The organism is Micromonospora sp. NPDC049004 (assembly GCF_040649315.1).
Lineage (GTDB): Bacteria > Actinomycetota > Actinomycetes > Mycobacteriales > Micromonosporaceae > Micromonospora.
In genome coordinates this window covers 484,050-505,249 of record NZ_JBEZFG010000004.1, presented here as the reverse complement: position 1 = coordinate 505,249, position 21,200 = coordinate 484,050, and the positions used below count along the sequence as shown (strand labels likewise).

21 protein-coding genes are annotated in these 21,200 nt (G+C 71.5%); 10 read left to right on the top strand and 11 right to left on the bottom strand.

The genetic code is table 11. From position 1 onward, the window contains the following. Positions 1 to 11: 11 nt before the first annotated feature. Both AB0B97_RS15670 and AB0B97_RS15665 read right to left on the bottom strand, forming a co-directional pair. Positions 12 to 908 (bottom strand): ribokinase, encoded by an 897-nt coding sequence (locus AB0B97_RS15670; protein WP_357494290.1) that lies wholly within the window; start codon positions 906 to 908, stop codon positions 12 to 14. Between the two features lie 10 nt (positions 909 to 918). Beyond that, complete coding sequence (locus AB0B97_RS15665) at positions 919 to 1,761, bottom strand: ABC transporter ATP-binding protein (RefSeq protein WP_234581363.1); 843 nt, start codon at positions 1,759 to 1,761, stop codon at positions 919 to 921. Positions 1,762 to 1,892: 131 nt separating this feature from the next. Between AB0B97_RS15665 and AB0B97_RS15660 the strand changes: the two genes are divergently transcribed. Next, positions 1,893 to 2,900, top strand: a complete 1,008-nt coding sequence (locus AB0B97_RS15660; protein ID WP_234581366.1) for an ATP-binding cassette domain-containing protein — start codon at positions 1,893 to 1,895, stop codon at positions 2,898 to 2,900. Further along, positions 2,897 to 3,913 carry an ABC transporter permease subunit gene (locus tag AB0B97_RS15655; protein WP_357494114.1) on the top strand — a complete coding sequence of 339 codons (1,017 nt, stop codon included), beginning with the start codon at positions 2,897 to 2,899 and terminating at the stop codon, positions 3,911 to 3,913. The genes AB0B97_RS15660 and AB0B97_RS15655 overlap by 4 nt, the downstream gene beginning before the upstream one ends. 109 nt (positions 3,914 to 4,022) lie before the next feature. Here AB0B97_RS15655 and AB0B97_RS15650 read toward each other — a convergent pair whose 3' ends face one another. Further along, positions 4,023 to 5,198: an ROK family transcriptional regulator gene (locus tag AB0B97_RS15650; protein ID WP_234581370.1), complete on the bottom strand. Its 1,176-nt coding sequence runs from the start codon at positions 5,196 to 5,198 to the stop codon at positions 4,023 to 4,025. A gap of 165 nt (positions 5,199 to 5,363) precedes the next feature. Here AB0B97_RS15650 and AB0B97_RS15645 point away from each other — a divergent pair, with 165 nt between their 5' ends. The 4 genes from AB0B97_RS15645 (at position 5,364) to AB0B97_RS15630 (ending at position 8,694) form a co-directional block, all read left to right on the top strand. Beyond that, positions 5,364 to 6,818 (top strand): glycoside hydrolase family 3 N-terminal domain-containing protein, encoded by a 1,455-nt coding sequence (locus AB0B97_RS15645; protein WP_357494112.1) that lies wholly within the window; start codon positions 5,364 to 5,366, stop codon positions 6,816 to 6,818. A 157-nt stretch (positions 6,819 to 6,975) separates the two neighbouring features. Continuing rightward, positions 6,976 to 7,551: a hypothetical protein gene (locus AB0B97_RS15640; protein WP_357494110.1), complete on the top strand. Its 576-nt coding sequence runs from the start codon at positions 6,976 to 6,978 to the stop codon at positions 7,549 to 7,551. Next, positions 7,548 to 8,033 (top strand): DCC1-like thiol-disulfide oxidoreductase family protein, encoded by a 486-nt coding sequence (locus tag AB0B97_RS15635; protein ID WP_357494108.1) that lies wholly within the window; start codon positions 7,548 to 7,550, stop codon positions 8,031 to 8,033. Before AB0B97_RS15640 ends, AB0B97_RS15635 begins: the two co-directional genes overlap by 4 nt. Continuing rightward, a complete protein-coding gene (locus AB0B97_RS15630) occupies positions 7,996 to 8,694 on the top strand; it encodes a TetR family transcriptional regulator (protein ID WP_357494106.1) in 699 nt (232 codons plus the stop codon). Before AB0B97_RS15635 ends, AB0B97_RS15630 begins: the two co-directional genes overlap by 38 nt. A gap of 242 nt (positions 8,695 to 8,936) precedes the next feature. Here the strand turns inward: AB0B97_RS15630 and AB0B97_RS15625 are convergent, their stop codons facing one another. Beyond that, positions 8,937 to 9,599: a GNAT family N-acetyltransferase gene (locus AB0B97_RS15625; RefSeq protein ID WP_357494104.1), complete on the bottom strand. Its 663-nt coding sequence runs from the start codon at positions 9,597 to 9,599 to the stop codon at positions 8,937 to 8,939. Positions 9,600 to 9,799: 200 nt separating this feature from the next. Between AB0B97_RS15625 and AB0B97_RS15620 the strand changes: the two genes are divergently transcribed. Both AB0B97_RS15620 and AB0B97_RS15615 read left to right on the top strand, forming a co-directional pair. After that, on the top strand, positions 9,800 to 9,988 hold the full coding sequence (locus AB0B97_RS15620; RefSeq protein WP_234581379.1) for a DNA repair protein: 189 nt from the start codon (positions 9,800 to 9,802) through the stop codon (positions 9,986 to 9,988). A gap of 152 nt (positions 9,989 to 10,140) precedes the next feature. Continuing rightward, the gene (locus AB0B97_RS15615; RefSeq protein ID WP_357494102.1) at positions 10,141 to 10,659 is read left to right on the top strand and encodes a hypothetical protein; all 519 of its coding nucleotides are present in this window, start codon (positions 10,141 to 10,143) and stop codon (positions 10,657 to 10,659) included. Positions 10,660 to 10,669: 10 nt separating this feature from the next. Here the strand turns inward: AB0B97_RS15615 and AB0B97_RS15610 are convergent, their stop codons facing one another. Together AB0B97_RS15610 and AB0B97_RS15605 are read right to left on the bottom strand one after the other, a co-directional pair. Next, complete coding sequence (locus tag AB0B97_RS15610) at positions 10,670 to 11,401, bottom strand: Clp protease N-terminal domain-containing protein (protein ID WP_234581381.1); 732 nt, start codon at positions 11,399 to 11,401, stop codon at positions 10,670 to 10,672. A gap of 59 nt (positions 11,402 to 11,460) precedes the next feature. Further along, on the bottom strand, positions 11,461 to 12,465 hold the full coding sequence (locus tag AB0B97_RS15605; RefSeq protein ID WP_357494100.1) for a glycosyltransferase: 1,005 nt from the start codon (positions 12,463 to 12,465) through the stop codon (positions 11,461 to 11,463). Positions 12,466 to 12,581: 116 nt separating this feature from the next. Between AB0B97_RS15605 and AB0B97_RS15600 the strand changes: the two genes are divergently transcribed. Further along, a complete protein-coding gene (locus AB0B97_RS15600) occupies positions 12,582 to 13,397 on the top strand; it encodes a DUF72 domain-containing protein (RefSeq protein WP_357494288.1) in 816 nt (271 codons plus the stop codon). Between the two features lie 15 nt (positions 13,398 to 13,412). Here the strand turns inward: AB0B97_RS15600 and AB0B97_RS15595 are convergent, their stop codons facing one another. After that, positions 13,413 to 15,245 (bottom strand): glycoside hydrolase family 15 protein, encoded by a 1,833-nt coding sequence (locus tag AB0B97_RS15595; protein ID WP_357494098.1) that lies wholly within the window; start codon positions 15,243 to 15,245, stop codon positions 13,413 to 13,415. A 147-nt stretch (positions 15,246 to 15,392) separates the two neighbouring features. On the opposite strand from AB0B97_RS15595, the gene AB0B97_RS15590 reads away from it, so the two are divergent. Continuing rightward, the gene (locus tag AB0B97_RS15590) at positions 15,393 to 15,818 is read left to right on the top strand and encodes a VOC family protein (protein WP_357494096.1); all 426 of its coding nucleotides are present in this window, start codon (positions 15,393 to 15,395) and stop codon (positions 15,816 to 15,818) included. 125 nt (positions 15,819 to 15,943) lie between these two features. Here AB0B97_RS15590 and AB0B97_RS15585 read toward each other — a convergent pair whose 3' ends face one another. The 4 genes from AB0B97_RS15585 to AB0B97_RS15570 form a co-directional block, all read right to left on the bottom strand. After that, positions 15,944 to 18,169 carry a peptidase M6 immune inhibitor A gene (locus AB0B97_RS15585; protein WP_357494094.1) on the bottom strand — a complete coding sequence of 742 codons (2,226 nt, stop codon included), beginning with the start codon at positions 18,167 to 18,169 and terminating at the stop codon, positions 15,944 to 15,946. A 230-nt stretch (positions 18,170 to 18,399) separates the two neighbouring features. Further along, positions 18,400 to 18,786: a hypothetical protein gene (locus AB0B97_RS15580; protein ID WP_357494092.1), complete on the bottom strand. Its 387-nt coding sequence runs from the start codon at positions 18,784 to 18,786 to the stop codon at positions 18,400 to 18,402. 109 nt (positions 18,787 to 18,895) lie between these two features. After that, positions 18,896 to 19,465, bottom strand: a complete 570-nt coding sequence (locus tag AB0B97_RS15575) for a kinase (RefSeq protein WP_357494286.1) — start codon at positions 19,463 to 19,465, stop codon at positions 18,896 to 18,898. Between the two features lie 54 nt (positions 19,466 to 19,519). Next, entirely contained in the window at positions 19,520 to 21,175 is a 1,656-nt protein-coding gene (locus AB0B97_RS15570) for a glycoside hydrolase family 44 protein (RefSeq protein ID WP_357494090.1), read from the bottom strand. Positions 21,176 to 21,200 lie beyond the last annotated feature (25 nt).

Sequence of the window (21,200 nt, the reverse complement as noted above, 5' to 3'; positions counted from 1 at the left end):
CCGACGACGGGTCAGCCGGGCGCGTACAGCGCGTCGATCTCGGCACGGTGCGGCAGGGCCACCGAGGCGCCGAGCTTGCGTACGCAGGCCGCGCCGGCCGCCGCCGCCCAGCGCACGGCGTCGACGACGTCCCGCCCCTCGCCCCAGCCGACCGCCAGCGCGGCAGTGAACGCGTCACCGGCCGCCGTGGAGTCGACCACGTCGACTCCGACGGCGGGCACTTGCACCTCGGCGCCGTCCCGGTCGACGTACCAGGCGCCCGCGTCGCCGAGGGTGAGCACGGCGCGGGGCACCAGGTCGAGCAGCGCGCGGGGCTCCTCCCGGCCGCGACCGGTGAACGCCTGCGCCTCGCCCTCGTTGACGACCAGCAGGTCCACCGCCTGAAGCAGCTCCGGTGGGAGGTCCCGGGCCGGTGCGGCGTTGAGGATCACCCGGGTGCCGGCGGCCTGGGCGGCCAGCGCGGCGGCGGTCACCGTCTGCACCGGGATCTCCAGCTGGGCGACCAGGACGTCCGCCCCGCGCACCGTCGCCAGTTCCTCGTCGGTGAGGCCGACCAGCGCGTCGTTCGCGCCGGGGGTGACCAGGATGGCGTTCTCCCCCTGCGCGTTGACCATCACGAGCGCGACACCGGAGGCGCCGTAGACCACCCGAAGGTGGCCGGTGTCCACGCCGGCCGCCGTGATCCGGGCCCGGAGCGTCACGCCGAACGCGTCGGAGCCGATCGCGCCGAGGAAGGCGCAGGAGGCGCCGGCCCGGACCGCGGCGATGGCCTGGTTGGCGCCCTTGCCACCGGGCACCATCACGAAGTCGGTGCCGAGCATGGTCTCGCCCGGCCGGGGCAGCGACGGCGCCATCGCGACCAGGTCCATGTTGGCGCTGCCGACCACCACCACCCGGGTCTGCGACACGGTCACCCGCTCAGGCGGCGCGCGCGGTGTAGCGGTCGCCGGACCGCTCGACCACCAGCGGCAGACCGAAGGTCTTGGAGAGGTTGTCGCCGGTCACCGTCTCGGCGAGCAGACCCTGGGCGACGACGGCGCCCTCGCGCAGCAGCAGCGCGTGGGTGAACCCGGGCGGGATCTCCTCCACGTGGTGGGTGACGAGCACCATGGCGGGGGCGTCCGGGTCGTACGCCAGCTCGGCCAGCCGGGTGACCAGGTCCTCGCGGCCACCCAGGTCGAGCCCGGCGGTGGGCTCGTCGAGCAGCAGCAGCTCCGGGTCGGTCATCAGTGCCCGGGCGATCTGGACGCGCTTGCGTTCGCCCTCGGAGAGCGTGCCGTAGCGGCGCTCGGCGAGGTTGCCGACACCGAGCTGGCTGAGCAACGCCCGCGCCCGCGCCTCGTCACCGCGGTCGTAGCTCTCCCGCCAGCGGCCGACCACCGACCAGGCGGCGGTCACCACCACGTCGCTGACCTGCTCGTCGGCGGGGACCCGCTCGGCGAGCGCGGCGGTGGAGAGCCCGATGCGGGTACGCAGCTCGTTGACGTCGGTGCGGCCGATCCGCTCACCGAGCACGTGCGCGACGCCGGTGGTGGGGTGCAGCCGGCCGGCGGCCAGGTTGAGCAGGGTGGTCTTGCCCGCGCCGTTGGGGCCGAGCACCACCCAGCGCTCGTCCAGCTCGACCCGCCAGGTCAGGTCCTGCAGCAGGGCGGTGCCCGAGCGGCGTACGCCGACGCTGTCGAGGCTGACCACCAGATCCGGGTCCACGGGAGCGGCGGCAGGCGCGGCGCCGGCAGCGCCGGGGATCAGGTCACCAGTCACCCGACCATCCAACCACGCAGCGTCGGGGCGCCCCCCATGGGCGGCGCCCCCGCCATAGGGTGAGGCACCGTGTCGTTGATCACCACAGCCGGAGGACGACAGATGCCCGATCGACGTGTGGAGCCGCGCGGATGAGCGCGGTCATCGAGATCGAGGGTCTACGCAAGACCTTCCGCAGCGTGCGCCACGGCCCACGGGTGGCGGTCGACGGGTTCGACCTGCTGGTCGAGGCCGGGCAGATCCACGGCTTTCTGGGGCCCAACGGCTCCGGCAAGACGACCACGCTGCGCGCCCTGCTCGGGCTGGTCCGGGCCGACGGCGGGCGGATGACGGTGTTGGGCGAGCCGTCGCCGGAGCTGCTGCCCCGGGTGGCCGGCCGGGTCGGCGCGATCGTGGAGAGTCCGCAGTTCTTCGGCAACTTCACCGGGCGCCGCACACTACGGCTGCTGGCGCGCGCCGGTGGGGTGTCGATCTCCCGGGTGGACGAGGCGCTGGAGCTGGTGGGTCTGCGCGACCGCGGCGACGAGCGGGTGAAGGGTTACTCGCTGGGCATGAAGCAGCGCCTCGCGGTGGCGTCCGCGCTGCTGAAGGATCCGCGGCTGCTCATCCTGGATGAGCCGGCGAACGGTCTCGACCCGGCCGGCATCCGCGAGATGCGCGACCTGATGCGGTCGCTCGCGGCGGCCGGGGTGACCGTGCTGGTGTCCAGCCACATCCTGGGCGAGATCCAACTGATCTGCGACCACGTCACGATCATCTCGCGCGGGCGGCGGGTGGCGGCCGGCCGGGTGGACGAGGTGCTGGCGGGTCACGACCGGCACGAGTTCCTGGTCCGGGTTGCCGAGCCGGTCCGTGCCGCCGAACTGCTGGGTGCGGCGGAGCTGACGGCTGCGGTCGAGGGTGACGCGCTGGTGGTGAGCGGGGCGACCGATCCGACGGTCATCAGCCGGGTGCTGGGCGAGCAGGGGCTGTGGGTGAGCGAGCTGACGCCGATCCGGCCCGATCTGGAGAGCGTCTTTCTGGAGCTGACCGGCGGCGGCGAGCATCCGTCGGTCCCGCGCCAGGTCGACGACTGGGCGCGGCCGTCCGGCGCCGACGACGCCGTGATCGATCTCGACGTACGGGGAGTGGACGCGTGAACCTGGTCCGGGCCGAGTTGGAGCGGCTGTCCGCGCGCCGCTTCGTGCAGCTCATGGTCGTCCTGCTGGCGCTGGCGTTCGCCGTCACGGCGGCGACGACACTGGCGGGCTCGCACAAGCCAACCTCCGCCGAGCTCAGCTCTGCGCGGGCGCAGGCCGCCGAGACGCTGCAGCGCATGGAGGACACCCACCAGGCGTGCCTGGCCCGGCAGAACGGCACGCTTCCGCCCGGCTACACCGACGAGTACCTCCCGGCCGACTGCTCGGAGGTGGACCCCATCCGGCAGGACCGGTTGCCGATCGCGGCCGACTATCTGCCCGGGGTGTTCAGCTTCGAACAGCAGGCCCGCCCGCTGCTCTACTTCCTCATCGCTTTCCTGGTGCTGTTCGGGTTCCTGGTCGGCGCCTCGTACATCGGGGCGGATCTGAACTCTGGCGGCGTGGTGAACCTGCTGCTGTGGCGACCGCGCCGGCTGACGGTGCTCGGCGCGAAGCTGGGCACCCTGCTCGGCACGGTGTTGGCGCTGGCGGTGGCGGCCTCTCTGGTCTACCTGGCGACCTTCTGGGTGATCGGGCAGACCGCCGGGCTGGCCGGCCAGTTGAGCGGCGACTTCTGGCGTTCGCTGGGCGCGATCCACGGACGCGGCCTGGTGCTGGTGCTGCTGGCCACGGCCCTGGGCTTCGCCATCGCGACGCTGGGCCGGCACACCTCCGCGGCGCTCGGCGTGGCCGCCGCGTACGCCGTGGTGTGGGAGCTGGGCGCCCGGCTGGTGCTGGAGATCGTCGACGCCCGGCGGCCGGACCGGTGGATGCTCTCCAGCCACATCGTGGCGTGGCTCAACGGCGAGGTGCGTTTCTGGGACAATCAGCTCTGCACAAGCAGCTCCGGCACCGGCTCCTGCTCGGGCTTCTACAGCCTGACCTGGGGCCCGTCGCTGGTGGTGCTGCTCGTGATCACCGGTGGCTTGACCATGGCGGCGTTCGCCACCTTCCGTCGCCGCGACCTGATCTGAGGTCCACCCGGGCCGCCCGCCGTGGGCGGCTTGGCAGCCTGGCCCGGCAACGGGTTGCAGCGTCGCTGCCACCGGTGAAATATTCCTTCACATGACCGCCCCAGCGGGCTCAGCCGACGGTGGAGCCGAACACCTCGTCGCGGACGGCGTCCAGGGCGGTGCGCAGCGCGCCGCGCAGGATCGGCTCCTCGGTGAGGCCGGTGGGCACCACCCGCGGCCGGACCAGGGTGATCGCCGCGACCTCCCGTTGCACCCGGTCGGCGAGTGCCGTCCCGCCGGCCTGGCCGACCTCACCGGCCAGCACGACCAACGGCGGGTCGAGCACCACACAGGTGCTTGCCACGCCGAGCGCGAGCCGACGGGCCAGCTCGTCGAGCATCGGGCCGCCCGCGGCGCCACCGGCGACGGCCGCGCGGACGGCCTCGGCGGCGTCGCTGGCCGGGTAGCCGTGCTCGCGGGCCACCGCGCGTACCGAGTCGCCGCCGATCACCTGCTGGAAGGCCGGCTTGGCACGCCGCGAGACGTCGCGCGGGATCGGCGCTCCGGGCACCGGCAGGTAGCCGATCTCACCGGCCGCGCCGCTGCTGCCGTGGTGCAGGCGGCCACCCAGCATGATCGCCAGGCCGACGCCGGCACCCACCCAGACGAGGACGAAGTCGGCCACGCCCTGTGCGGCGCCGGACTGCGCCTCGGCCACCGCGGCCAGGTTCACGTCGTTCTCGAAGACCACAGGCGTGTGCAGGTCGTCGCGCAGCGCGGCGAGCAGGCCGCTGTGCCAGCGCGGCAGGTTGAACGCGAAGGTGATGTCGCCGGTGTGCGGGTCGACCAGACCCGGCGTGCCGAGCACGATCCGGCGGACGCTGCTGAGCTGAGCCTGGGCGCTGCTGGCGGCCTGCACCACTGCGTTGTGCACCACGCCCACCGGATCGTCGGTGTCCCGTGTCGACTGCTCCACGCGGCCGATGACGGCACCGGTGATGTCGGCGCAGGCGGCCACCACGCGGTCCGGCCCGACGTCCACGCCGACGACATGGGCGCTGTTCGGACGCACCGCGTAGAGCTGGGCGTTCGGCCCCCGCCCGCCGGCCTGCTCGCCGACCCGGCTGACCAGGCCGCGCTCCTCCAGCCGCTCGACGAGTTGCGAGGCGGTGACCTTGGACAGCCCGGTCAGCTCACCGAGCCGGGCCCGGGTGAGCGGCCCACGCTCCAGCAGCAGTTCCAACGCCGCGCGGTCGTTGAGCGCCCGCAACAGGCGGGGGGTGCCGGGCAGCCGGGTCGCACTCATGCCACGTCCTCTAGTTTTAGTAAACTTTGCTAACTGTAAACCGACCTGCGAACGGGTAGCCGTAGCGTAACGGCCACCCGGAGGCAGAGCGCTCGGCCGACCCGGCAGGGCGACGACCACCGCGGGTACGACGCTCGTGCCCGAAGGACCGAAGGGGGAGATCACGTGGGGCTCGATCCAGGACTGCGTCGGCTCGCGCTGGGCACGTTGCTCGCCGCGTACCCGGGACCGGTCCCGCCGGACTGGGCGGTCGACCTGGTGGCCGACGGGCTGGCCGGGCACACGCTGTTCGGCACGAACGTGCACGACCCCGCGCAGGTGGCGGCGGGCACCGCGGCGCTGCGCGCCGGCCGGGCCGACGTGCTGATCGCCATCGACGAGGAGGGTGGCGACGTGACGCGGCTGGCGCACGCCACCGGCAGCCCGTACCCGGGCAACGCCGCGCTCGGCGCGGTCGACGACGTGGAGCTGACCCGACGGGTCTACCAGTCGATCGGCGCCGAACTGGCCGCGCTCGGCATCACCGTCAACCTCGCACCAACCGTCGACGTGAACACCGCCGACGACAATCCCGTGATCGGCACCCGCTCCTTCGGCGCCGACCCCGTCCGGGTGGCCGCCCACTCGGCCGCCGCCGTGCGCGGCCTGCAGTCCGCAGGCGTCGCGGCCTGCGCCAAGCACTTCCCCGGCCACGGCGCCACCATCGCCGACTCCCACCACGAGCTGCCCACCGTGGACGTACCGCCGGAGGTGCTCCGCCAGCGGGACCTGCCGCCGTTCGCCGCGGTCGTCGCGGCCGGGGCGCGTGCCGTGATGACCGCGCACATCCGGGTGCCGGCGCTGACCGGAGACGACCCGGCCACCTTCAGCCGGGCCGTCCTGATCGACCTGCTGCGCACCGAGTACGGCTTCACCGGCACGGTGATCACCGACGCGCTGGAGATGAAGGGCGCCGCGATGGCCGCCGGGGGCGTCGGACCGGCCGCGGTCCGGGCCCTGTCGGCCGGCGCCGACCTGCTCTGCATCGGCGCGAAGGTCGACGCCGCGCTCGTCGAGCGGGTGGCCGCCGAAATCGCCGAGGCGACCGCCGACGGTCGGCTGCCGATCGCCCGGGTCGAGGAGGCGGCCGGCCGCGCCGCCGTACTCGCCGCCTGGACCCGGACCGCCGGCGGGTCACCGACCGCCGCCGACCCCGATCTAGGGTACGCGGTGGCACGCCGGGCGGTGCGGGTGCACGGGGCGGTCACCGGCCTGGACGAACCGCTGGTGGTGCAGTTGCACACCGAGTCCACCATCGCCGAGGGACGGGTGCCGTGGGGCCTCGGCCCGCACCTCGACGGCACTCGGGAGATCCGGGTGATCGCCAGCGAGACCGACCCGACCACGCTGCGCGGGCTGGCCGGCGAACGTCCGATCGTGCTTGTCGGACGACACCTGCACCGGCTGCCCGGCGGCCCGGAACTGATCGCCGACCTGGCGGCCCAGCACCCGGTGACCGTGGTGGAGATGGGCTGGCCGGCACAGTGGCGCCCAGCGGGCGTACGCGCCTTCGTCACCACCTACGGCGCGAGCCACGCCAACGGCCGCGCGGCGGCCGAGGCCCTGGGTCTGGCGCACTGAGTCTCGACGCCGTCCGGTCGGGCTCCAGGGCTCGACCGGACGGCGCTCAGTGCTGCACCACAGTGTCCACAGTCACCTGTCGCCCCTTCTTGAACATGTTCAATACCCGCTCTAGGCTGACGTCGTCAGGTTGAACACGTTCAAGGAAGGCGTCCACATGGACATCAAGGTCTGGATGTACGTGATCTACCTGGCGGTCAGCGTCGGCCTGACCATCTGGGTGGCTCGGGCGCTGTCCCGCAACGGGCAGGTCTTCCTGGAGGAGGTGTTCGCCGACGAACGACTCGCCCGAGCGGTCAACAGCCTCCTGGTGGTCGGCTTCTACCTGCTCAACCTGGGCTACGTCACGGTGGCCATGAAGCACCCCGACCCGGTGCTCACCACCAGTCAGGCAATGGAGGAGCTGTCCCTCAAGATCGGCCTGGTGCTGCTGGTGCTCGGCGCGCTGCACTTCTTCAACGTCTTCGCACTGGGCCGCTACCGCCGCAGCCGTCTCCGCCAGCTCGCCACGCACCCGCCCATCGCACCGATCGGCCGGCTCCCCATGCCACCCGCACCGCACAGCGCACACCCGAGCGGGCCCTACCCGGTCGGCGCACAGCCGGTCGGGCCCTACCCGACGGGACCCCAACCGGTGGGACCACAGCCGGGCGCCGCACAGCCCCGCGCGGCACAGCCCGGCGCGGCACAGCCCGGCGCCGACGGGCCGGGGACCAACCCCGCGACCCGATGACCGCCGCACCGGTCGGCGGGCCCTCGGATCCCACCGCGTTCTCCGGCGGTGGGGTCCGGGGGTTCACCGTCCTGTTCGACGCGAACTGCCCGATCTGCCGGGCCGCCCGCCGGTGGCTCGCGTCCCGCGCCCAACTCGTACCCCTGGAGTTCGTGCCGGCCGGCTCGACCGAGGCCCGGCGGCGCTTCCCCGGCCTGGACCACGACGCGACCCTGCGTGACCTGACCGTCGTGGCCGACACCGGCGAGGTGTACGCGGGCGACGGCGCCTGGTTCGCCTGCCTCTGGGCGTTGGCCAACCACCGGTCGGCGGCCGAACGGCTGTCCCGGCCGCATCTGCTGCCGCTGGCCCGGCAGGTGGTGGCGACCGCCTCCGCGATCCGGGAACGGGTCCGCGATCCGTGGGCCGAGTCGACCGACGAGCCGGCGGGATACCGTGACCCCGATGACCGAGCAACAGGCGCCGACGACCACTGCGGGTGAACCTGCGACCGCCCGGGGCGAGCAGACCCGGCAGCTGATCCGGGACACCGCGATGCGGCTGTTCCGCGAGCGCGGCTACGCCCAGACCACGATGCGGGCGATCGCGCAGGAGGCCGGCGTCGCGGTGGGCAACGCCTACTACTACTTCGGCTCGAAGGACCACCTGATCCAGGAGTTCTACGCCCAGTCCCAGGTCGAGCACCGGGCGAAGGCCCAACCGGTGCTCGACCGGGAGGTGACGTTCGGCGACCGGCTGGCCGGGGTGCTGCACGCCGGCATCGACGTGCTGACGCCGTCGCACGCGTTCGCGGCGACCTTCTTCAAGACCGCGGCCGAGCCGACCTCTCCGCTCAGCCCCTTCTCGGCCGAGTCGTCCGGCCCCCGGCAGGCGGCGATCGAGCTGTTCGCCGAAGTGCTGACCGGCTCGACCGCCAAGGTCGACGCGGAGTTGCGCCCCGCACTGCCCGAGCTGCTCTGGCTGGCGTACATGGGCGTCGTCCTCTACTGGGTGCACGACCGGTCGCCCGGTCAGGTCAAGACCCGGCAGTTGATCGACGGTGTGGTGCCGCTGATCGACCGGCTGGTCGCGTTGTCGCGGCTGCGGGTGCTCCGCCCGGTGACCCGACAGGTGCTCGACCTCATCCGCACGCTGCGTCACTGACCGGTTCACACCCAACGCGCGGCTCCGCCGCAGGTCAAGTCCGTTATTCGACACTCCGACCCGACAGCTCGCACCTTGCACCGGGCACATTCGATACGTAGCGTGATCGACATCGGATCGACCCGTCCACCGACGCGGCCGATCGCCCGAGAACCGGGGCCTGGGGGCAGGTTGCGGACCGTGGATCCGGCCCGGGATCCACGGTCCGCGCACTGGGACCGGCGCCCGGCGACCGCCCCGCCTCAGCGCGGATAGACCCCGTACGCCCGCCAACCCCGGTCCGGGAAGCCCGCCGCCTCGGCCACCCGGGCGGAGGCGTGATTGTCCTTCTCGTGCAGGTACGTCGGCACCGCCCCCTCGTCCAGGACCCGCCGCGCCGCCTGCGCCACCAGCCGACGGGCGAGGCCCCGGCCCCGAGCCGCAGGCGCGGTGCCGATGGCCAGTTCGTGCCCGTACGCGTCGTGGCGTTTTATCCCGGCTCCGGCGAGATAGGCGCCGTCCGCGTCGCGGACCACGAGCACCTGCCGGTCGAAAAGCCGCAGCCAGGGCGGCAGGCCGGGGGCTGTCGACTCGGTCCACTCCCCCACGTCGGGCAGCGGCGCGGGAGACAGACTCCACCGGAACGGACCGTCGTGCACGCAGAAGGCGGGCAGGCCGACGGCTTCCGGCAGTGCCGCGAGCATGCGCTCCGGAGCGCGCTCGACCAACGCCCGGATCGCCGCCACCCGGTCCGGCGCGACGGAGAGCACCGCGCTCCGACCGGTGTCGACGGCGAGGGCCGGTCGCAGCCGCCCGTCCCAGGCCGGCCTGAGGCGACGATGCGAGGCGACCACGTGCAGCCCCGGGCCGGCCGGCCACTGGCCGAGCCACGAGGCCAGGTGCAGCTGGAGCCGCCGGTCGAGCATGCCTACCTCCCGTCGCCGGACACGTCGTGGATCACCGTACGCGCAGCGGCCCGCGCGGGCGGGCCTTCCCGTCGGGACCGGGTGACCGGGCCCGTGAATGCGTCGGACACGGTGCTGCCCGAGATGCGGGAACCGGGTGGCGAGATCGACCGTCATAGGTATTTCCATACATGGACACCTTTGTTTGGGACGGTATGGTCATGCCGATTCAGCCGAACGACCGCTTCCACCAGGACCCCACGCGACTCTGGCGGGCAGCGGAGGTCGCCGGACCCCTTCCGGCCCAACCGCGCTACCGGGTGACCCGCACGACGGGCACCCTGTCCTGGGCCAAGCTGAACAGACTGCCGGCCGGCAGCTCCAGCCGGCACGGCCTCAACACGCGCTGACCCGCCGCAACGGCCCGGCCAGCACCGAAGGCGGCCTCTGACGCTGGTTGGGGACGACACACCGCAGGAGGACCAGCGCCGGCATTCGCACACCTGTCGGGTAATTTCTTCCAGGTCCGGCACCCCGGCCTACGACAGGAGAAGCTCCGCGCATGGGCAAGAAGACGATCCACGTCTCCGACTTCACCGGCACCGTTCTGCAGCAGGACGACGAGGTGGTTCGTGTCGTCGTCCTGGAGCACCCGGACCTGGTCGCCGGGCCCGTGCAGCTCGACGCCACCCCGGGCGAGGTGGAGAGCATCGACGACGCCGCGCTGGACGTGGCGGTGGTGGAGATCCACGACCGGCACGGCGGCGGCGAGCCACGACGGGTGGTCCTGACCGCCAGCGAGTTCGACGCGATGGCCACCGACGTCCCGATGGCGCAGTTGCTGAAAACTGCCGAGCGGGTCCGCCCGCCCAAGGCCCGAAAGAGCGCCGAAAAGATCGACTACGGCACGCTGGAGCACGCCGGCAAGCCGCACCGGGGCCGGGTCACCGAGGAGGAGGCCCGACTGGTCCGCGAGCAGCTCGACGAGGTCAACAAGCGGCTCGCCGACGCGGGCGTACGCCAGATCGACCCGGCCGATCCGGAGCACGCCCTGCGCTACGGCTTCCCCGAGGTGTCCTGATCCCGGGTACTCACTTCTTTCCGACGGCGGCGGCGAGGGCGGCGGACAGGTCGCCCTCGACCGCCGCCTTGTCCAGGCCGAGGTTGGTGAGCACGCCAGCGCCGTCCTCCTGCTCCAGCAGGGCGAGCAGGATGTGCTCGGTGCCGATGTAGTTGTGCCCGAGGCGCAGCGCCTCCCGGAAGGTCAGCTCCAACGCCTTCTTGCCGCGCGCGTCGTACGGGATGAGCTCCGGAACCTGCTCCGCGCGCGGTGGGAGGACGGCACCGACCGCCTCCCGCACCGCCTCGGGGGTGGCGCCCCGACCGGCCATCACCCTGGCGGCAAGGCCCTCCGGCTCGGCCAGCAGGCCCAGCACCAGGTGCTCGGGACCGATCTCGGCGTTACCGCTGGCACGGGCCTCCTCCTGCGAGGCCACCACCACGTTGCGGGCCCGGGGGGTGAACCTGGCGAAGCCGGCGTTGGGGTCGAGCGCCGCGGCCTCGGTGGAGCCCTTCGCCACGAAGCGCTTCTGCGCGGCCTGCTTGCTGACCCCCATGCTGCGGCCGATGTCGGTCCACGAGGCGCCCGAGCGCCGGGCCTGATCGACGAAGTGCCCGATCAGGTGGTCGGCGACCTCGCCGAGGTGGTCGGCGGCGATCACCGCGTCGGTGAGCTGGTCGAGCGCGTCGGTGTGCGCCTTCTTGATCGCCTGGATCAGGTCGTCGAGCTTGACTTGGTCGTTCATCTGGAAAGGTTCGGTCATGCGTCAACCATAGGTTGACGATCTCCCGTCGTCAACCACGAGTTGACGCACTTTCCTGCTCACTCGACGAACTCCGGAAGGCGCTGGGCGACGGACGCCGGTGCGGGCATCCGCGCGATCTCCTCGGCGACGTCACGGACCGCCGCACGCTGCGCGGCGTGCGGCGCGAGCAGACGCCGGGTCTGCTCGGCGACCGCCTCCGCATCCACCTCACCCGGTAGGAGCCGCAGGGCGACACCGGCGGCGCTGAGCGCCTCGGCATCGGCGAACTGGGTGGCGCCCTGCGGAATGAGCACCTGCGGCACGCCTGCCGCGAGCGCGCCGAGGGTGGTGCCACTGCCGCCGTGGTGCACCACCACGTCCACGAGCGGCAGCAGCTCCGCCTGCGGCACCCAGCGGTGCACGGTGACCCGGTCGGGGATGTCGCCAAGCTCTTCCGGGGGCACGCGACCCGCGGCGACCACCACCTGCGCATCCAGCGTCGCCAGACCGGCGATGGCCGTCCGGAGCAGCTCCGGCGTGCCGAACGCGGTGCCGAGGGACAGGTAGATCAGAGGCCGGTTTGTCCGGTGTCGCACCGCCGGGGGCAGCGGGGCCGGCGTCGAGAAGGCGACCGGCCGCAGCTCGATCCGACGCTCGGTGGCGAGGAACGTCTCGTCCTGCAGGGAGGGCGGCCAGATGTCGAGATGCGGGCGGCCGGCGACCTCGGCGTTCGCGGTGGGCAGTTCGAGGCCGATGCCGTGGGGAAACAGACGACCGAACCCGTGCCACAGGCCCGGGATGCCGGCCCGATGGGCGGCGACGGCGGCTCCCGGCATACCCCACTCGTGCACCACCAGGTCGGGTCGAAGACGCGCCAGCTCCGGTTCCAGATCCTCGGCGTACGCCTCGTAGAAGACGTCGCCGGGGCGGAACGGCCGTAGGCCGTTCGCGGCGAGCGGCGCGTGCACCGCCTCGCCAACGGCGAAGTGAACGTCATGACCGGCCTCGCGGGCGGCGATGGCCAACGGGATCAACGGGTAGGTGTGACCGACGGACGCAAGACTGGCGAACAGCACGCGCATGGCGCCGCACGCTACCCGCCGCACCGTCGGCCCGGCCCGTCGCGCCGGCCCGTATACGGTGAGCCCGGCTGCACAGCGAAGGAGGGGCGGTCATGCGTCTGCACGTGGGATGCGCGATGTGGACCCACCGGTCGTGGCCGGGTCACTCGCTGCCGTCCGGAGAGCGCCTGCGGCACTACGCGAGCTGGTGCGACGCCGTCGAGGGAAACACGACGTTCTACGCGACGCCGGCTCGGGACACCGTGACGTCCTGGGCGGCGCAGACCGATCCCCGCTTCCGGTTCGTCCTCAAACTCCCCAAGGTCGTCACGCACGAACGCCGGCTCACCGACGTCGGCGACCCGCTGCGCGCCTTTCTGGACGCGATCGAGCCCCTCGGTCCCCGCGCCCACGCGCTCTGGATCCAGCTGCCGGGGTCGTTCTCACCCGCCGACGTGCCCGCCCTCGACCGGTTCCTCGGCCAGCTCCCGGGCTCCCACCGGTACGCCGTGGAGGTTCGCCACCCGGCGTTCTTCACCGACCCGCACGCGATCCGGCGGCTCGAGGAGACCCTCACCGCCGCCTCGGCCGAATGGATCCCCTTCGACACCACCGCGTTCTTCGCCAGTCCGCCGACCAGCGACGCGGAACGCGACGCCTGGACCAAGAAGCCACGGGTGCCGCTGCGGTCGGTCGCGCTGACCGACCGCCCGATCGTCCGTTACCTGGGCCGCGACGACAGCGCCCGGACGGTGCAGGGATGGCAGCGCTGGGTCGAGGTCGCCGCCGACTGGCTGCGCGAGGGTCGCTTCCCCACCGTGTTCATCCACACGCCGGACAACGCCGACGCGCCGGCACTCGCCCGCCGCTTCCACGACGAGGTACGGGCGCGCGTGCCGGGGCTCGACGCACTGCCCGAACCGATACCTGTCGAACCACTCACCCTCTTCTGACGCGTACGCCCGCGCTCACGCCTCCCGGTCGAGCAGGGCGTCGAGGTGATGGGCCGTGCTGATCAGCGAGAGGTGACTGAACGCCTGCGGGAAGTTGCCGATCTGTTCACCGGTGGGCGCGATCTCCTCCGAGTAGAGCCCCAGCGGCGTGCTGTACGTCAGCATCTTCTCGAACGTCAGCCGGGCGTCGTCGAGCCGACCGGACTGGGCGAGGGCCTGGACGTACCAGAAGGTGCACATGCTGAAGGTGCCCTCGGAGCCGGCGAGCCCGTCGGGCGACGCCTTCGGGTCGTAGCGGTAGACGAGGCTGTCCGAGACCAGCTCGTTGTCGATCGCCCGCAACGTCGACAGCCACATCGGATCGTTCGGCGCGATGAAGCCCACCCCGGGCATCGCGAGCAGCGAGGCGTCGGTGATGTCGGTGCGGTAGTGCTGCACGAAGGCCTGTCGTTCCGGATGGAATCCCCGAGCGACGACCTGCTCGTAGACGGCGTTGCGTTCGTCCGCCCAGCGGGTGATGCTCGCGGGACGCCCACGTGCGTGGGCGATGCGGATCGCGCGGTCGAACGCGAGCCAGCACATCATCCGCCCGTAGGTGAAGTCCTGCCGCCCGGAGCGGGTCTCCCAGATGCCGTCCTCGGGCTGGTTCCAGTTGTCGCAGAGCCAGTCCATCAGGCCGGCCGTCTTGCGCCACCCGTCGTACGACGTCATCAGCCCGCTCTGGTCGGCGAGATGCAGCGAGTTGAGCGCCTCGCCGTAGATGTCCAGTTGCACCTGGCCCGCCGCGCCGTTGCCGATCCGTACCGGCGCCGAGCGGCGGTACCCCTCCAGGTGGCCCAACACCTCCTCGGAAAGGTCCGGCGAGCCGTCGACGCGGTACATGATCTGCAGAGGCGAGTCGCCGTCGTGGGCGTCCCGGATGCGCGCTTCGAGCCAGGACAGATACGTCTGGGCCTCCTCGGTGAAACCGATGCTGAGCAGCGCGTGCACCGAGAACGAGGCGTCGCGGATCCACGTGTAGCGGTAGTCCCAGTTCCGTGGTCCGCCGATCTGCTCCGGCAACCCCGCCGTCGGGGCGGCGACCAGGGCGCCCGTCGGGGCGTACGTCATGAGCTTGAGCGTCATCGCCGACCTGTCGACCATCTCCCGCCAGCGACCGGTGTAGGACGAACGGGCGACCCACCGACGCCAGTAGTCCCTGGTCTCGGCGAGCAGTTCGCACGCCTCGGCGGTGCTGAGGGCCCGGGGTGCGTGTGGGCAGGCCGTCTCCAGGACGACGCCACCGATGTCGCCCGCGTGCAGCACGTTGGAGAAGCAGACGCCCTCGGCGTCGCGCTGGATCGTCCGCCTGTCGACGAGGCCCTCCGCGTTCATGAAGGGGGTCATGGTGAGGGAGAGGGTCGAGCTGCGGAAGACGTCGCCCTCCGGGTGGACCTCCAGCTCGTACGGATCTCGTGCGTAGTTGAACCGCGGCCGGCAGTCGAAGCGGAAGCGCATGGTCCCCCGGACCATCCGCACCAGCCGGATCAACCGGTGCCGGTCGGTGGCCTGCTCGCCCGTGACGGGCATGAAGTCCAACAGCTCCCCGACCCCGTCGGCGCTGTGGAAACGGGTGATCAGGATCGGCGTGCCGGGTAGGTAGAGCTGTTTGCTCGAATACTCGACACCGTCGGGAGACAGCTGGAAATGGCCACCTTTTCCACGGTCCAGCAGGGCGGCGAAGATGCTCGGCGAGTCGAAGCGCGGCGCGCAGAACCAGTCGATCGTGCCGTCCTTGCTGATCAGCGCGGCGGTCTGCAGGTCACCGATCAGGCCGTGCTCCTCCACACCCGGGTACGTCGTCTCCACGTTGGCTCCCGCCGTTCGTCGGACTGACGGCGGCGACTACCCGGCATACCGCGCGCTACACGGCTGGCCGTCTCCGTGTCGGGAGACGAAGCTGTCGGTGCTCGCCGATAGCGTGACCACCGGACGACATCGACGAGAGGACACCAGGTGAGCCTGCGCGGATTCGCCACCCTGAACATCTGGGCGGACGACGTGGCGGCGGCCACTGACTGGTACGCCCGATTCCTGGGCCAGGAGGCCTACTTCTCGCGGCCCGGTCCGGACGGGCGTCCCGCCTACACGGAGTTCCGCGTCGGCGACTGCCAGGCGGAGCTGGGCATCATCGACCGCAGGTACGCGCCAGCCGGCTCGGCGACCGGCCCCGGTGGCGCTGTCATGCACTGGCACGTGGACGACCTCGACGCCACCGTGGACCGACTCCTCGCGATGGGCGCCACGGAATACCAGCCGATCACGTCGCACGGGGACGCCGGATTCGTCACCGCGGCGGTGGTGGACCCTTTCGGCAACGTGCTGGGCGTCATGACCAACCCGCACTACCTCGACGTTCTCGCGTCCTTCAGGTCGGCCTGACCTGAACGTGCCCGGCTTCCCCGTACGCCACCGCACAGCACTGATGGTCCCGATTGCGGGAAGAGCGACGCGGGGGCACCCGCCGTCGGCCAGGACGGCAGGTGCCCCCGCGATCGGGGCGGAGATCAGCTCAGCGAGCCGACCCCTCCGGGCTGTACGAGGCCGTTGACGGTGAGTTGGTACGGCGCGTACTGCGTCACCTGCTCGGTCGGCTCGTCGTACGCCACCACGGCGACGACCTTGGGGAACGCGTCCAGCACTGCCAACTGCACCTTGCCGATCGTGACCTCGGACTTGCCGTTGGACTCGAACTGCCAGGCGATCGAGTGCTTCTCGTCGATGCCGATGAGCCGCAGGTTCCAGTTCTTGACCTGGGTCGGCCGGATCTCGGTGGGCGAGTCGAACGGCGTCAGGCTGGCGCCGTCACTTAGCGTCTTCCCGCCGAGGGTGATGTCGTCGAGCAGCAGGCCGCCCTCGTTGACGCCGCCGTCGCTGACGTAGCGGAAGCCGAGCAGCACGGTCTTGCCGGCGTACGCCGACAGGTCGTACGAGCGTGCCTCGAATCCGTCGGTCGTGCCGTTGAGCGCCGGCCCCAGCGGGCCCTCGACCGTGTGGTCACCGGGGATCGCCGTGTACGTGGCGCCGCCGTCGGTCGAGACGGTCACGTAGCCGTAGTCGAAGCCGAGCTCCGCGCCGTACTTGGCGAGGAACCGCAGCGTCGGGTCCGCGGTCGGCACCTCGACGGAGGTGACCGCCGCCGAGTCCAGGCTGTTGGCGTTGCCGGAGAACAGCACGGCGTTGCCCGGACGGTCCGGGTCCGAAGTGGTGCTCGTCCACGCCAGCGGGAGCGCCGGCAGGGTCTTCGCGCCCTGGAACTTCACCGAACGCAGATCCCGACCGCTGAGCACCTTGCCCTTCGCGGCGCCGAGTTGCACGTAGTCGGCGCCGTTCGGCGCGACACCCGGCGTGCCGTTGGCCGCCGCGCTGGCGAGGTTGACGGTGGAGCGCAGGCTCGGCGTGGTGACCCGGCTCTTGGCGACGCCGAGGGTGATGCCCAGCTTCGACTCGCCGACGAGCTTGTCCAGCAGGGTCATCGACTGGAAGTCGTGGACGACCTGGTAGACGTCGTGCACGCCGACGGTCTCCAGCTCGGCGTCGAGACTCGCGATGCCCTGCCGCTCGCCGTCGCGGTGCAGCCGGGACATGAAGGCCGCGCCGTAGCGGTCGTACAGGAACATCATCATCGAGTACGCGCTGCCGTAGTCGGCGAGCACCGCGTTCGGGTCGGGACTCTCGTCCCACAGGGTCAGGGAGTTCTCCGGCCCGCCGCACTCGCGAGGGTTGGTGTTGTACGGCGTCTGGACGGTGCCGAAACCCTGGTAGCAGTAGAGGTGGCTGTCCGCTCCCCGGTCGAAGACGGTGGCCTTCGAGTTGCTGTAACCGGTCAGCGACATGGCGAAGTCGGAGAGACCCTCGTTGATCCAGTTACCCTCGAACGGGTCGGTGTAGTAGTGCGCGAGGTGCTGCCACTCGTGGGCGAACGTGCCCTCGTAGCTGTTCGGCCGCGCGCCACGACTGGTGCACAGGTCGTCGGTGGGCTCGTCCGGCGGGTTCGCCGTCATCCGGTGCAGCCAGTCGAACGCATCGACGGTCATCACGTTCCGGTCGAGCAGCTCGTTGAACTGCGCCGAGAAGAAGCCGGCGACGTAGGTCGGCGCGGCCGGGAACGTGTAGTAGTTGTCGTCGCGCACGTTGTCCACGAGGGTGACGGTCTTGTCGCCCGCACCCGTGTAGACACCGCCGTTGCCGTCGGCGTCCGGCCCGATCTGGGCGTTCGTGCCGTCGCGGTCCGGCGGGGTGCTGAAGGCGTTCGTCTCTTTCGGGTACATGTTGTTGTCGAACTCGTCGACGAGGTGCTGCACCTGCGTGTCGGTGATCTGCGTCGAGGACGGCACCTGGGCGCGGCAGTCGCCGGCCGGGAATGCCAGGTCGTTGGCGACCCAGACCTCGATGTGCTCACCGACGGCCCGCAGCGTGTAGTCCTTGCGGTAGACGGTGCCCTCGACGTCGTCGAGGCCGAGCCACTGCCGGACCGTACCGACCGCCGGCGTCTCGACGGTCGCCTTCTGCGCCTGCCGGCGGGCCTGGGTGCGCGGCTGGTAGCGCGGCGGCGTCGCGATGGGCCGCCCGTCGAGCGTGAAGTCCTTGCGGGTGAGCTCACGCATGTCGCTCGGCTGGGCGGCCTTCGACGCGGCGGGTTCCGCCACTGCCGGTGACGCCGCGACGACGACGGAGAGGGCCGGTAGGACGAGGACGGCGGCGAGCGTCCCGGCGATGCGGGTGCGTGCCATGGAACCTCCTTCAGGGGGTCTGACCCGGTGCCCGTGACTCGGCCGGGATGCCAGCCGCTCACGCTGATCATTTGACCGACGACACGGTAGCCCGAGGCAACCATGTCTCTCGACTGATCATGGGAGCGATCCATGTCACCCCGCCGACCTATTCCCTCGGCGTTGCCCGCGTGCTGACCCGAGGCGTCGCGGACCATCCCGGTCGCCGCCTGCTGGCGAGGCTTACGGCCTCAGCCGTCGTGGTGTCCGCTCACGTCGCCGGGCAGCCACCGCAGCGCGGCGTCGACAGTGTCCTCCGGGGTGCTGTTGAAGGCGATCGCCGCGCCGGGAGCGTGCTGCCGGACAAGGTTGACCACCCTCTCGAAGAGCGGGAGCAACGGCTCGTGCTTGCGGATGCCGCCGCCGACCACCACACAGGCGAAGTCCCGGCGGGTCAGCGCCTCGACGATCGCGGCCTCGGGGTCGTCGTCCGGCGCCACCAGGCACATGTCGGCCTCGACGCCGTGCTCCGCGAAACGGGCCTGACCGCGGGCTATCGCCGCGACCACCGGCTCCGGGTCCCAGCCCGGGATCCGCGCCGGATCAAGACCGATCACCAGTACGGGACCCAGCGCCATACGCACTCCTGTAGAACGGTCCACCCTCGCTCAACACCGTCGATGCTGCCACAGGTGGGCACTCAACCTGCCGGATGGCGGGCGGCCACCGGTGGCCAACTGAGCTGCGCTACGGGAGCGGCACGTTCGGGAGCTGGTCGTCGTCACGGCCGATCTGGGGCAGCCCGGCGGCGGTCGCGATGGCCTCGACGGCATCGTCCAGTCCGGTGGTCTCGGGCAGGACAAGTTCGTCGGGCCAGCCCAGGACGTCACGGGCGACATACCAGCCCCTCATCTGCTCGGCGGTGAAGTCCGTGGCCTGCGGGCGGGTGAGGTGCCGGCGCAGGGTCTCGGCCAGGGACACGTCGAGGTAGCAGAACAGCGACCGCCCTCGGTGGCCGTCCCGCAGCGAGGTCAGCATGCTGCGATAGCGGCTGCTGTGCATGATGCCCTCCACCACGACGTGATACCCGTGGTCGAGGGCGAACCGAACGGTCTGCCCGATCAACGCCGGTGCCGCACCGCCGGGCCTGTCCCGTTCGCGCAGGACGATGCGGCGCAGGTAGTCCTGCTCGACCAGGGCGCAGCCCCGGCCGTGCCGGCGTCGTAACTCGCGGGCGATGCTGCTCTTGCCCGAGCCGGAGTTTCCCCGAACGCAGACGAGGATCGTATCCGGGCTGCCCGTGAGTTCGGCGAGCATGACGCTGGCCGTCACCCGCCGCACCCGATCACGTTCGAGGTCGCCCGTGGACGCTCAGGGCCGACGCTGCGGCAGGACGAGCAGCGTCACGGAGTTCGCCGGGTACGTCGCGCTGACGCCGCCCCGGGCCACCCGCAGATCCGCATCCCGGACGATCGAGGTGAGGTCGGCCGGGCTGTAGGTGAACCGCTGCGCCTTGTCGCCGCCGTGGAATCCGGCGAGCGCCAACCGGGAGGTCAGATCGCCGCCCGTCTTGTTGACCACCAGCACGGTGAGCGCCTTGTCGGACGAGCGTTGCGCGGCGTAGACCGCGAGCTGACCCTGATCGCCGCTGACCGCCGACACGCTCACGTCGCCGAACCTGCTCCCGGCTCCGTCGTAGTTCCGGTACATCCGGAACGCGTACGCGCCGGGGTCGGTCGGTTTGGGTTCGCCCCAGATGGTGGCCAGGTCCAGACCCTCGCGCCCGAAGATGCCGAGGACGTCGGCCTGTGCGAGGGCGCCGTTGATGTCGTCCAGCGCGCCCCAGTTGTACTCGGTGATGGCGACCTTGGTGCCGGGGTAGTACTGCGCGACCCATGCCTTCATCTGGCGGATGAACTGCAACGGCGGCGCGTTCACCCCGCCGGGGCCGATCCACGACTCGTCGACGTACGTCGGATCCCACAGGGACCGGGTGGACCGCAGCCGCAGCGCGTTGGAATCCGGGTCCTTGCCGCCGCTGATCTGCGGGTAGTAGTGCTGATCGAAGTAGTCGAGGAAGCGCTTACCCCCGTGGGCGTCGCTGAAGTCCTTCATGTTCTTCAGGTACCACTGGGACAGGTTGAGCCCGCCGTGCGCGGCTGCGTCGGCCCCCGGCGCGCACCCGTCCACGCCGGACGCCACCCATTCGCAGTAGCCCCAGCCGGAGGGTCCGAGCACCGCGGCGCGCGGGTCGGCGGCCTTGATGGCCGCGGCGGTCGCCGTGCCCTTGCCGCCCAGCTCGTCGTAGCTCACCGGGTCGGGATGCACGTCGCGGTGGGTGGAGTTCCACAGCACCGGCTCGTTGTCGAGTTCGTAGATCGACACGCCGCCACGTGACGCCGGACCGAACTGGGTCACCAGATGCGACACCATCTCGCCGGCGAACGACGCGTCGGCCGGGATCGAGGTGTCCGTGGGGAGCGCACCGGTCAGGTTCGCGTCGGCGTGCCGGCCGTTGCCGCAGTTGGGGTCCCACTGGTCGAACGAGTCCTGCTCCGGGAAGCGGGTGGCCGGGAAGCCGCAGGCGAACGGGTGTGACGAGGGCGAGTCCTTCGCCACCCATCCGATCAACGGCACGGCGACCACCTGCTTGGTCCCGTGGTCCCGGTTTCGCTGGACGAACGCCTCGACCGTGTTGTCGGGCCCGGCCACGATGTTCTCGAAGTACCAGTCGCTGCCCGTGTTGTAGGTGTGGTTCTTGAAGTTGTAGCGGCTGGTCGCATTACCGCCCCAGCGAGCCACCGGCGTGCCGAGTTCAGCGACGAGCGACGGGTCGCCGCCGTTCATGCCGTAGATGTCCGGGCTGATCTTGTGGCGAGCGGCGGCCACGTCCACGGCCAGGGTGAGGTCGGCGGCGGCCTTCGCCGGGCCGGCGACGGCCTGGGTGGTCAGCAGCCCCGCCACGAGAGATGCGGCCACACCGATCACCGTGGCCCGGCGCGGCTTGCGCCGTCGTTGCACACCCATCAGAAACTCCTGCCGCCGATCAGTC